7 protein-coding genes are annotated in these 12,081 nt (G+C 72.2%); 6 read left to right on the top strand and 1 reads right to left on the bottom strand.

Annotated elements, in window-relative coordinates; translation table 11 throughout:
• Window positions 1-22: 22 nt before the first annotated feature.
• Entirely contained in the window at window positions 23-1,384 is a 1,362-nt protein-coding gene (gene gabT, locus O5O46_RS33790; RefSeq protein WP_269859500.1) for a 4-aminobutyrate--2-oxoglutarate transaminase, read from the bottom strand.
• 259 nt (window positions 1,385-1,643) lie between these two features.
• Between gabT and O5O46_RS33785 the strand changes: the two genes are divergently transcribed.
• From O5O46_RS33785 to O5O46_RS33760, 6 genes are all read left to right on the top strand, one after another.
• On the top strand, window positions 1,644-3,740 hold the full coding sequence (locus tag O5O46_RS33785; protein ID WP_269859499.1) for an ATP-binding protein: 2,097 nt from the start codon (window positions 1,644-1,646) through the stop codon (window positions 3,738-3,740).
• Between the two features lie 36 nt (window positions 3,741-3,776).
• Complete coding sequence (locus O5O46_RS33780; protein WP_269859498.1) at window positions 3,777-5,330, top strand: PucR family transcriptional regulator; 1,554 nt, start codon at window positions 3,777-3,779, stop codon at window positions 5,328-5,330.
• A 159-nt stretch (window positions 5,331-5,489) separates the two neighbouring features.
• Window positions 5,490-6,941, top strand: coding sequence for an aldehyde dehydrogenase family protein (locus O5O46_RS33775; protein ID WP_269859497.1), 1,452 nt, complete (start codon window positions 5,490-5,492; stop codon window positions 6,939-6,941).
• Window positions 6,942-7,246: 305 nt separating this feature from the next.
• Window positions 7,247-9,184 (top strand): acyl-CoA dehydrogenase family protein, encoded by a 1,938-nt coding sequence (locus O5O46_RS33770; RefSeq protein WP_269859496.1) that lies wholly within the window; start codon window positions 7,247-7,249, stop codon window positions 9,182-9,184.
• A 78-nt stretch (window positions 9,185-9,262) separates the two neighbouring features.
• Complete coding sequence (dxr, locus tag O5O46_RS33765) at window positions 9,263-10,528, top strand: 1-deoxy-D-xylulose-5-phosphate reductoisomerase (RefSeq protein ID WP_269859495.1); 1,266 nt, start codon at window positions 9,263-9,265, stop codon at window positions 10,526-10,528.
• Window positions 10,525-11,835 carry a M50 family metallopeptidase gene (locus tag O5O46_RS33760; protein ID WP_269859494.1) on the top strand — a complete coding sequence of 437 codons (1,311 nt, stop codon included), beginning with the start codon at window positions 10,525-10,527 and terminating at the stop codon, window positions 11,833-11,835. The genes dxr and O5O46_RS33760 overlap by 4 nt, the downstream gene beginning before the upstream one ends.
• Window positions 11,836-12,081: the final 246 nt, after the last annotated feature.

The raw sequence follows: 12,081 nt of genomic DNA, 5'->3' as shown, positions 1-12,081 counted from the left end.
GCCAAAGCCGGGTTCGCGCTGATCAGAGCGTGCCGAACGCCCGCTCGATGATGTCCAGGCCCTCGGTGAGCAGGTCCTCGCCGATGACCAGCGGCGGCAGGAACCGCAGCACGTTGCCGTAGGTTCCACAGGTCAAGACCACCAGGCCCTCGGCGTGGCAGGCCTTGGCGACGGCGGCGGTCGCCTCCGGGTTCGGGGTCTTCGCCCCCTCCCGGGTGCCCGACTTGACCAGCTCGATGGCGATCATCGCGCCACGGCCGCGGACGTCGCCGATGATGTCGAACTTCTCGGCGAGCGCGGCCAGTCGGCCCTTCATGACCTCCTCGATCCGCTTGGCCTTGGCGTTCAGGTCCAGCTCGCGCATGGTCTCGATCGAGCCGAGCGCCGCCGCGCAGGCCACCGGGTTGCCGCCGTAGGTGCCGCCGAGGCCGCCCGCGTGCGCCGCGTCCATGATCTCCGCGCGGCCGGTGACCGCGGCCAGCGGCAGACCGCCCGCGATGCCCTTCGCCGTGGTGATCAGGTCCGGGACGACGCCCTCGTCCTCGCACGCGAACCACTGGCCGGTGCGGCAGAACCCGGTCTGGATCTCGTCCGCCACGAAGACGATGCCGTTGTCCCTGGCGAACTGGGCGATCCGCGGCAGGAAGCCCTTGGCGGGCTCGATGAAGCCGCCCTCACCGGCGATCGGCTCGATCACGATCGCGGCCACGTTCTCCGCGCCCACCTGCTTGGTGATCTGGTCGATCGCCTGGGCGGCGGCCTGCTCGGCGCAGTTCTCCGCACCGGTCAGCCAGCGGAACGGGTAGGCCAGCGGCACCCGGTAGACCTCCGGCGCGAACGGGCCGAAGCCGTGCTTGTACGGCATGTTCTTGGCGGTCAGCGCCATGGTGAGGTTGGTACGGCCGTGGTAGCCGTGGTCGAAGACCACGACCGCCTGGCGCCCGGTGTAGGCGCGGGCGATCTTCACCGCGTTCTCCACCGCCTCGGCACCGGAGTTGAACAGCGCCGACTTCTTCTCGTGGTCGCCCGGGGTCAGCTCGGCGAGCTGCTCGCAGACCTCCACATACCCCTCGTACGGCGTCACCATGAAACAGGTGTGGGTGAAGGCGGCCAGCTGCTCGGTGGCGCGCCGCACCACGGCCTCGGCGCTGTTGCCCACCGAGGTGACCGCGATGCCGGAGCCGAAGTCGATCAGCGAGTTGCCGTCCACGTCCTCCAGGACGCCACCGCCCGCCCGGGTGACGAACACCGGCAGCGTCGTGCCCACGCCGTTCGCGACCGTCGCGGTCTTGCGGGCCAGCAGCTCCTGGGACTTCGGACCGGGAATCGGGGTGACGAGACGACGCTCCTGGGGCAGGGCGGGGCCGCCGGACAGTTCGGTCATGGGGGCTAACTCCTTGCGATCACGGTCTTTTCTCGCAGGCTAAGCCCGTCCACCCGGGCTCCGCATACGCCGTTCGGTAGCAGTCGCCCATGCCTCTTCGACGCGACGGCCAGTCGGCCACTCGGCCTGGCGTACCGCCTCCACTACATTGAGCGACACGTCACTTGTACGCATGGGTCCGTGACTCGTGCGAACGAGTGCGCGGGCGACATCGAGCACACCGCAACGGTCGGCTGGTCAGGGCGAGGGACAGCGATACATGGACATCGACGGCACGCACGGCTACCGCGAGACCGCCCCTGCGGTGCCCTCCGTCCCACGACCGGCCACCCCGCCGCCCATGCCGCAGGCGCCGCCCACCAACCCGGTGGAGACGTGGCTGCGTACCCCTCGGCACGCCGACGCACCGGGCATCTACGCCTTCGGGCACGTCCCCCGGCCACCGGAGGAGCCCCAGCGGGTGCCCAACCGGAAGCTGCTCGGCGGCGCGCTGCTGTCGGCGCTGTGCGGGGCGCTGGTGTGGTCGCTGTGCGCCAACCTCTACATCAAGGTCTGGCTGTGGCCCTACCTTTGGATCACCCCCGATGCCTGGCGCCAGCAGCGGCCGGGGGACCAGAACGTCGCGCTCGATGTGACGGCGCACATCTACTACGTCGTCTGCAGCGCCCTCCTGCTCGCCGTCTGTGGCCGCCTCGGGAACTGGATGGAGGTCCTCCGCCGCTTTGTGCTCACCCCGCTCGCCCGACCCGGCGCGCCCGAAGCCGTCGCGGTGCCCGAGCCCGACGTGGACCCCGTGGGATGGCCGCAGTTGCGGGAGGCCGGGCAGCCCGCGGTGGCCGAGCGGCTGGCCGCGGAGACCCGCGAGGGGCGGCTGAACGACGTCGACTACGTGCGCCTGCACCGTGCCTGGCGGTCCGCGCAGGCCGACTCCGCACGGCTGAACGCCTACACCGACGCGGTGCTGCGGCACGGCGCCGCCGCCTGTGTGCACCCCTCCGGCGCGCGCGACCTGCCCGCCCGGGCGGCCCGACACGACCTGTACACCGGCCAGGTGCGCATCGGCACGGCGGTCGACGCACAGCGCAACCCCTACCGCTACCGGGGAGTGGGCGTCGCGCTCGATCCGGCGCTGCTGGGCACCTCCTTGCTGGTCGTCGGGCCGCCCGGCTCCGGCAAGACCCACCGGGTGGTGCGGCCGGCGGTCGAGTCGCTGTGCCTGCAGGCGCTGGCCGGAACCGCGGCCGTGGTGGCGGTCGGCGCGACGGGCGCCGACCTCGGCCCGGCCGACGCCTTCGACGTGGTGATCGCGATCGGCGACCCGGCGTCCGGGTACGACCTGGACCTGTACGGCGGCACCACCGACCCCGACGAGGCGGCGGGCATCCTCGCCGCGGCCCTGCTGGACGGCTTCGAGGGGCCGGAGGCCGACCCGCGGCGGGCGGCGACCGCGCTCGGCCAGCTCCTCGGCCCCTACCGCGCCGCCCACGGCCGCTTCCCCTCCGTCCCCGAGCTGCGCGAGCTGCTGGACGGCAACGCCGCCGCGCTGGCCGTGCTGCGCGAGGCGCTGGACGAGGCGGGCGAGCACGCCTGGGCGCGTGAACTCGCCGCCAGGGAACGGCAGTCGGGCCGCCCCGGCGACATCGGCGGCCTGCTCGCCGACCGGGTGGCGCTGCTCGACCGGCCCGCCTTCGCCGGGTTCTTCGACGTCACCGGCCGCACCCGGCCGTTCGCGCTGCACTCGCTGGAGCACCCGCTGCGGGTGCGCATCGACCTGCCGGAACGCGGGCACGCCGAGGCGTCCCGGATGCTCACCCGGCTGCTGCTGGCCCAGTTCATCGCCGCCGCCACCGCTCGTACCGACCGTTCGCTGTTCGCCTGCCTGGTGTTGGACGACGCCGCGCACGCCGTCACCACCGAGGCGGTGCGCGGGCTGCAGCGGCTGCGTTCGGCGCACGCGGGCGCGGTGCTCGCGCTGCGCGGGCTGGACGACGTGCCCGAGGCGCTGCGCTCCGCGCTGCTGGGAGCGACCGGGTGCAAGGTCGCACTGTCCGGGCTGAACACCTGGGACGGCAAGCGGTTCGCCGAGGCGTGGGGCACCACGTGGGTCGAGGAGAGCGATGTGACCCGCACCCCCGACTTCTCCGGCGGGATCGTCAAGCGCACGGTGCGCGGCATCCGGCGGCTGTTCACCGGGGAGGCGGTGACCACCGAGTCGGTCACCGTGCGTCGGGTGGAGCGGGAACGCTGGTCCGCCTCCGACCTGGCCAACCAGGTACCGCCCGGCCACGCGGTGGCCTCGCTGACCTCGGTCGGCGGCGACAGCTCGCCGCCGGTGCTGGTCAACCTCTGGGGGTGAGCCAACGCGGACGGGTGAGGCAGAATCGGTAGCGCCATGCCACCCACCCTCGCCTCCCTCGTGCGCGCCTCCGCGCTCAAGCTGACCGTCCTGGCCGGAGGCGACCGGTTGGACGCCCCCGTGCGCTGGGTGCACACCAGCGAACTGGACGACCCCACCCCGTACCTGGAGGGCGGCGAACTGCTGCTCACCACCGGGCTGAAGCTCGGCAGCGACGCCGAAGCCCTGCGCGAGTACGTGTACCGGCTGGCCGACGCCGAAGTGGTGGGCCTCGGCTTCGGCGTGGGGCTCGGCCATGACACCGTGCCGGAAGCGCTGGTCAGCGCGGCGGAGGAGCGTGGACTGCCGCTGCTGCGGGTGCCCCGCCCGACCCCGTTCATCGCGATCAGCAAGGCGGTCTCGGCGGCGATCGCGGCCGACCAGTACAAGGCGGTCACCACCAGCCTGGAGGCGCAGCGCGAGCTGACCCGGGCCGCCCTCGCCCCGGCCGGCACCGGCGCACTGCTGTCCCGGCTGGCCGCGCATCTCAACGGCTGGGCGGCGCTGTACGACGCGTCCGGCGCGGTGATCGCCGCCTCGCCGGACTGGGCCGGGCGACGGGCCGCCCGGCTGGGCGGCGAGATCGAGCGGCTGCGGGCACGGCCCGCCCCGGCCAGCGCCGCGGTGGCGGGCCCCGGCGGTGCGGACGACCGGGTGGAGATCCAGTCGCTGGGCACCGGGCGGCGCCCGCGCGGCTTCCTGGCGGTGGGCACCGCCGAGCGGCTGGACACCTCGGACCGCTATGTGGTGCAGGCGGCGGTCGCACTGCTCACCCTCTCCCTGGAGCAGTCCCGCACCTTGCAGGACGCCGAGCGGCGGTTCGGCGCGGCGCTGCTACGGATGCTGCTGGCGGGCGAGTGCGACCATGCACGTACCGTCGCGGGCCGCCGCTACGGCACGCTGCTTGACCGGCCGGTGCGGTTGCTGGCCGTGGAGCCCGCGCAGCGGCAGGACCGGGCCGAGCGGGACGATCCGCAGGCCGCGTTGGCGCTGCTGGCCGACCGGGTGGAGGCCGCCGCGGCGCGGGCGGCAGAGCCGCTGCTCGCCTCGCTGGACGGGCCGCGGCTGACCGTGCTGGCCGCCGACGGGGGAGCGGTGCTGGCGGCGGGGGCCGAACTCGTGGGGGCCGCGGAGGAGTTGGCCGCTGGTCTCTCGGCGGCGGTGCCGGCTGACGCGGTGCCCGCGGCGGGGGACCAGGCGGAGCGGGCGCTGGCGGTGGCACAGCGCAGGGGGCGGGCGCTGGTGGAGCATGGCGAGGTCGGTGCCGGATCGATTCTTCCGCTACTCGGCGACGAAGCGGTCCGGGCGTTCGCCGAGGGGCTGCTGCGCCCGCTGTACGACCACGACGCCACCTCGCGGGGCGATCTGGTCCGGTCGCTGCGCGCCTGGCTGTCCCGGCACGGCCAGTGGGACGCCGCGGCGGCCGACCTCGGGGTGCACCGGCACACCCTGCGCTACCGGATGCGGCGGGTCGAGGAGATCCTGGGCCGCTCGCTCGACGACCCCGACGTCCGCATGGAACTCTGGCTGGCCCTGAAGTCCGGCGGCTGAGCTGCGGAACGGGTGGGCACAACCGGACCCCGGCCTGTCCCGGGGTACGCCCATGGGAGCCGAAGAAACGCCGACGTACGCCAAATAGGCGCACAAGGCCGCCGTCGTACTCCCGCACGGACAACCGCGATCCCGCCCACCCCGCCCTACCGTGTTCGCATGACCACCCCCACTGCCACCCCGTTCTGGATCGCCGGGCGCCAGGCCACCGGCGAGGACACCTTCGATGTCACCCACCCCTGGGACGGCGCCGTCGTCGGCACGGTGAGCGTCCCCACCGACGCCCAGGTGGAAGAGGCGATCGAGGCCGCCGATTCGGTGGCCGCCGAGTTCGCGGCCACCCCCGCCCACGTCCGCAGCGCGGCCCTGGACCATGTCGCCAAGCGGCTCGCCGAGCGCGCCGAGGAGATCGCCCGGCTGATCACCGCCGAGAACGGCAAGCCGATCAAGTGGGCGCGCGGCGAGGTCGGCCGCGCGGTCTCGGTCTTCCGCTGGGCCGCCGAGGAGGCCCGCCGCTTCAACAGCGGTGAGGCACAGCGGCTGGACACCGACCAGGGCGGTGTCGGTCGGCTCGCGCTGACCCGCCGCTTCCCGCGCGGCACGGTGCTGGGCATCGCGCCGTTCAACTTCCCGCTGAACCTGGTGGCGCACAAGGTCGCCCCGGCCATCGCCGTCGGCGCGCCGATCATCGTCAAGCCCGCCCCGGCCACCCCGCTGTCCGCGCTGCTGCTGGGCGAGTTGCTCGCGGAGACCGAGCTTCCGGCCGGTTCGTGGAGCGTGCTGCCGGTGGCCAACGACCGGATGCCCGCCCTCGTACAGGACGAGCGGCTGCCGGTGATCTCGTTCACCGGCTCGGACACGGTCGGCTTCCAGATCCAGCAGTCGGTGCCGCACAAGCACGTCACCCTGGAACTCGGCGGCAACGCGGCGGCCGTGGTGCTCGGCGACTACTCCTCGGACGCCGACCTGGAGTGGGCGGCCACCCGGATCGCCACGTTCGCCAACTACCAGGCGGGCCAGTCGTGCATCTCGGTGCAGCGGGTGATCGCCGACGCCTCCGTCTACGACCGGCTGGTGGAGAAGGTCGTCGCCAAGGTCGAGGCCCAGGTCACCGGCGACCCGGCGGACGACGCCACCGATGTCGGGCCCCTGGTCAGTGAGGACGCCGCCCGGCGGGTGGAGTCCTGGGTCGCGGACGCGACGGCCAAGGGAGCCAAGCTGGTCACCGGCGGGGTACGGGACGGCGCCTCGTACGCCCCGACCGTGCTGGCGGACCTGCCCGCCGAGGCCATCCTGGCCACCGCCGAGGTGTTCGGCCCGGTGCTCAGCCTGCACCGGGTGAACGGCACCGACGAGGCGTTCGCCGCGGTGAACGACTCCAAGTTCGGCCTCCAGGCAGGGGTGTTCACGCACGACGTGCAGACGGCCTTCCGCGCCCACCGCGAGCTGGAGGTCGGCGGCGTGATCATCGGTGACGCGCCCTCGTACCGCGCCGACCAGATGCCGTACGGCGGCGTCAAGGCCTCCGGCACCGGCCGCGAGGGCGTCGCCTACGCGATGGCCGACTACACGTACGAACGCGTTCTGGTCCTCACCAGCCTGGACCTGTAAGCCACCCTCCCCGGGCAGCGGGCGCTCTGTGCGGGAGCGCCCGCTGCCCATCCCTCGGCCGGTTTCCCGCGCGAACACGCCGCGGAGGAGTCCGGCCACGGTTCCGGGCCGCGAGTGAGCCAAAGGGCGTACCCGTCGTCGACACCGGGTCAAGCTCCCGGCGCAGAACGAGCTCGAAATGGCAGCCGCCCGGGTTGTGCGCGGGGGCTGGTGCTGTTCCCATGGAGTGGGTATACGCATCAGTAGCAATCGGCCGGTGACCGGCCGTGACCGCACTCATCGATTCGCGGCGAGGTGAGCCCCTCATGACCGCACCATCCGCCCCACGCCAAGTCTCCGAGCGCGAAGCCCGGCAGGTAGCCGAGGCGGCCCGGGAGCAGGACTGGCGCAAGCCCAGCTTCGCCAAGGAGCTGTTCCTCGGCCGGTTCCGGCTCGACCTCATCCACCCCCACCCCACCGGGCCGGCGGATGACATCGAGCGGGGAGAGGAGTTCCTGGCCAAGCTCAAGGACTTCCTGGAGACGAAGGTCGACGGCGCCCGCATCGAGCGCGAGGCGCGGATTCCCGACGAGGTCATCGACGGGCTCAAACAACTCGGCGCCCTCGGCATGAAGATCGACGTCGCCTACGGCGGCCTCGGCCTCAGCCAGGTCTACTACAACAAGGCCCTCGCGCTGACCGGTACGGCCAGCCCGGCCATAGGGGCGCTGCTGTCCGCGCACCAGTCGATCGGCGTACCGCAGCCGCTGAAGCTGTTCGGCACCAAGGAGCAGAAGGACGCCTTCCTGCCGCGCTGCGCCCGCACCGACATCTCCGCGTTCCTGCTGACCGAGCCGGACGTCGGCTCCGACCCGGCCCGGCTGGCCACCGTCGCGGTGCCGGACGGGGACGACTACGTGCTGGACGGCGTGAAGCTGTGGACCACCAACGGCGTGGTCGCCGACCTGCTGGTGGTCATGGCCCGGGTGCCGAAGTCGGAGGGGCACAAGGGCGGCATCACGGCCTTCGTGGTCGAGGCGGACAGCCCCGGCGTCACCGTGGAGAACCGCAACGCGTTCATGGGCCTGCGCGGCCTTGAGAACGGCGTGACCCGCTTCCACCAGGTGCGGGTGCCCGCCGCCAACCGCATCGGCCCCGAGGGCGCGGGCCTGAAGATCGCGCTGACCACCCTCAACACCGGGCGCCTCTCGCTGCCCGCCGCCTGCGCGGGCGCTGGGAAGTGGTGTCTGAAGATCGCCCGCGAGTGGTCGGCGGCCCGGGTGCAGTGGGGCAAGTCGATCGCCGAGCACGAGGCGGTCGGCTCCAAGATGGCGTTCATCGCGGCGACCAGCTTCGCCCTGGAGGCCGTGCTCGACCTGTCCAGCCAGATGGCCGACGAGGACCGCAACGACATCCGTATCGAGGCCGCGCTGGCCAAGCTCTACGGCAGCGAGATGGCCTGGCGGATGGCCGACGAGCTGGTGCAGATCCGCGGTGGACGCGGTTTCGAGACCGCGGAGTCGCTCGCCGCCCGGGGCGAACGCGCGGTGCCCGCCGAGCAGATGCTGCGCGACCTGCGGATCAACCGGATCTTCGAGGGCTCCACCGAGATCATGCATCTGCTCATCGCCCGCGAGGCGGTGGACGCCCACCTGTCGGTGGCGGGCGACCTCATCGACCCGGACAAGTCCCTGTCACAGAAGGCGAAGGCCGGGGCGAAGGCGGGCGGCTTCTACGCCCGCTGGCTGCCCAAGCTGATCGCCGGGCCCGGTCAACTCCCGGCGGCCTACGGGGAGTTCCACCCCTCGGGCCACGCCGACCTGGCGGTCCACCTGCGCTACGTCGAACGCTCGGCGCGCCGACTGGCCCGGTCAACCTTCTACGCGATGTCCCGCTGGCAGGGCCGGATGGAGACCAAGCAGGGCTTCCTGGGCCGGGTGGTCGACATCGGCGCGGAGCTGTTCGCTATGAGCGCGGCCTGCGTACGGGCCGAGATGCTCAGGGCGCGCGACGAGCACGGCAGGGAGGCGTACCAGCTCGCCGACGTCTTCTGCCGCCAGGCCCGGATCCGGATCGAGGAGTACTTCGACCGGCTGTGGACCAACACCGACACCATCGACCGCCGACTGGTCAAGGGCATCATGAGCGGTGCCTACACCTGGCTGGAGGACGGCATCGTGGACCCGTCGGACGACGGCCCGTGGATCGCGGACGCCACGCCCGGACCCTCCACCAAGGACAACGTCCACCGGCCGATCCGCTGAGCGGCCCATCCCGGACCCCGGCACCGCCCCGCCGCATCCCCTGTCGGAACCGCCAGGGGATGCGGCCACAATGGGGGCATGACCGAGAGTCCCGCACCCCTCGCCGATCCCCACGTGCTCTACCAGCCGGACACCGGCAGCCCCGGCGCCCCGCGTGACGTCGTCATCCTCGGGTCGACCGGATCGATCGGCACCCAGGCGATCGACGTGGTGCTGCGCAACCCCGAACGCTTCCGGGTGGTCGCCCTGTCCGCCGCTGGCGGGCGGGTCCAACTGCTCGCCGAGCAGGCGCACACCCTGCGGGTCCGCGCGGTGGCGGTGGCCGACGAGGCGGCGGTGCCCGCGCTGCGCGAGGCGCTGTCCGCGCTCTACGCGCCGGGCGAGGCCCAGCCGGAGATCCTCGCGGGTCCCGACGCGGCCTGCGAGCTGGCGCGGACGGAGTGCCACTCGGTGCTGAACGGCATCACCGGCTCCATCGGCCTGGCCCCGACGCTGGCCGCCCTGGCGGCGGGCCGGGTGCTGGTGCTGGCCAACAAGGAGTCGCTGATCGTCGGCGGGCCGCTGGTGAAGGCGCTGGCCAGGCCCGGGCAGATCGTGCCGGTGGACTCCGAGCACTCGGCGCTGTTCCAGGCCCTGCTGGGCGGCACCCGCCGCGAGGTGCGCAAGCTGATCGTCACCGCCTCCGGCGGCCCGTTCCGCGGCCGGACCAGGGCGGAACTGGCCGGAGTCACCCCGGGCGACGCGCTGGCGCACCCCACCTGGGCCATGGGACCGGTCATCACCATCAACTCGGCCACCCTGGTCAACAAAGGCCTGGAGGTCATCGAGGCGCACCTGCTGTACGACATCCCGTTCGACCGGATCGAGGTCGTGGTCCATCCGCAGTCGTACATCCACTCGATGGTGGAATTCACCGACGGCTCCACGCTGGCCCAGGCGAGCCCGCCGGACATGCGGGCGCCCATCGCGCTGGGCCTCGGCTGGCCGCACCGGGTGCCGGACGCCGCACCCGCGTTCGACTGGTCCAAGGTGATGAACTGGGAGTTCTCACCCCTGGACGACGAGGCGTTCCCTTCGGTGGCGCTGGCCCGTCGAGTGGGTAGCCTCGGGGGCACCGTACCCGCGGTGTTCAACGCGGCCAACGAGGAGTGCGTCGACGCCTTCCTCGCCGGGCGGCTGCCGTTCACCGGGATCGTGGACACCGTCGCCGAGGTCGTCGAGGAGCACGGCACGCCCGCCTCGGGAACTTCCCTCACCGTGGCGGACGTCCTGGGAGCGGAGGCGTGGGCACGAGCCCGCGCCCGTGAACTGGCAGCGAAGGCGACAGCGGAGGTCCGTGTATGACGACAGCGATGACGGTCCTCGGCATAGTCGTGTTCGCCGTCGGCCTGCTGATCTCCATTGCCTGGCACGAGCTGGGCCATCTGACCACGGCAAAGATGTTCGGCATCCGGGTGCCGCAGTACATGGTGGGCTTCGGCCCGACGATCTTCTCCCGCAAGAAGGGTGAGACCGAGTACGGGATCAAGGCCGTCCCGCTGGGCGGCTACATCCGCATGATCGGGATGTTCCCGCCCGGCGAGGACGGCAAGATCGTGGCCCGCTCCAGCTCCCCGTGGCGCGGCATGATCGAGGACGCGCGCTCCGCGGCCTTCGAGGAGTTGCAGCCCGGCGACGAGACCCGGCTGTTCTACACGCGCAAGCCGTGGAAGCGCGTGATCGTGATGTTCGCCGGTCCGTTCATGAACCTGGTCCTCGCGGTCGCGCTGTTCCTCGGCGTGCTGATGGGCTTCGGCATCAACTCCCAGACCACGACGGTCAGTACGGTCTCCGACTGCGTCATCTCGCAGTCCGCGGCCAGCAAGGGCAAGGCCACCTGCGCCACCGATGACCCGGCCTCGCCGGCGAAGAAGGCCGGGCTGAAGGCGGGCGACCGGATCACCGCCTTCAACGGCCGGCCGATCAGGGACTGGGCCACGTTGCAGGGCGACATCCGCCAGACCACCGGCCCGGCCGTGATCACGGTGCAGCGCGGCGGGCAGAGCGTGGAACTCCACGCCGACCTGATAAAGAACCAGGTGGCCAAGACCGACGGGCACGGCGGCTACGTCGACGGCCAGTACGTGACCGCCGGGTTCCTCGGCTTCACCCCGGCCCAGGGCATCGTCAAGCAGTCGTTCGGCGACTCGGTGAGCCGGATGGGCGACATGGTGACCACCGCCACCCGGTCGCTGGTGGACCTGCCGGAGCGGATCCCCGGCCTGTGGCGGGCGGCCTTCGACGGTGCGCCGCGGCAGCCCGACTCGCCCATGGGCGTGGTCGGCGCGGCCCGGGTCGGCGGCGACGTCTTCTCGCTGAACATCCCGCCGGAGCAGCGGGTGGCGACCATGCTGATGCTGGTCGCCGGGTTCAACCTGTCGCTGTTCCTGTTCAACATGCTTCCGCTGCTGCCGCTGGACGGCGGCCACATCGCGGGGGCGCTGTGGGAGGCGCTGAAGCGGAACCTGGCCAGGGTGTTCAACCGGCCGGACCCGGGTCCGTTCGACGTGGCGAAGATGATGCCGGTGGCCTATGTGGTGGCCGGTCTCTTCCTGTCATTCACCGTGCTGGTTCTGATCGCGGATGTCGTCAATCCGGTCAAGATCACCTGATATCGATCAAACGCTAACGAAGCGCGAACCGGCCGGGCATCATGGGTGTCCGGCCGGTGCCATGTTCGCGCGCGGTCCTGGCGGATGTGCCCGGCTTCTCCGCCGTGCCGTAACCTCGGAAGCCGAGCCCGCCCACACCGGGACTCGAACCACGCCCGCACATCCGAACCCTGGGGATGCACAGCACATGGCCGCGATTTCGCTTGGTATGCCATCGGTTCCGTCTTTGCTCGCCGAACGGCGCAA

This window comes from Streptomyces sp. RPT161 (genome assembly GCF_027533845.1).
GTDB classification, from domain to species: domain Bacteria; phylum Actinomycetota; class Actinomycetes; order Streptomycetales; family Streptomycetaceae; genus Streptantibioticus_A; species Streptantibioticus_A silvisoli_A.
The sequence above is the reverse complement of the archived record's forward strand: the minus strand, read 5'-3'. Positions and strand labels throughout refer to the sequence as shown.

Excerpts from the sequence above, each read along its gene's own strand:
- gabT (WP_269859500.1), bottom strand. The coding sequence starts at position 1,384 with ATGACCGAACTGTCCGGCGGCCCCGCCCTGCCCCAGGAGCGTCGTCTC.
- O5O46_RS33785 (WP_269859499.1), top strand. The coding sequence starts at position 1,644 with ATGGACATCGACGGCACGCACGGCTACCGCGAGACCGCCCCTGCGGTG.
- O5O46_RS33780 (WP_269859498.1), top strand. The coding sequence starts at position 3,777 with ATGCCACCCACCCTCGCCTCCCTCGTGCGCGCCTCCGCGCTCAAGCTG.
- O5O46_RS33775 (WP_269859497.1), top strand. The coding sequence starts at position 5,490 with ATGACCACCCCCACTGCCACCCCGTTCTGGATCGCCGGGCGCCAGGCC.
- O5O46_RS33770 (WP_269859496.1), top strand. The coding sequence starts at position 7,247 with ATGACCGCACCATCCGCCCCACGCCAAGTCTCCGAGCGCGAAGCCCGG.
- dxr (WP_269859495.1), top strand. The coding sequence starts at position 9,263 with ATGACCGAGAGTCCCGCACCCCTCGCCGATCCCCACGTGCTCTACCAG.
- O5O46_RS33760 (WP_269859494.1), top strand. The coding sequence starts at position 10,525 with ATGACGACAGCGATGACGGTCCTCGGCATAGTCGTGTTCGCCGTCGGC.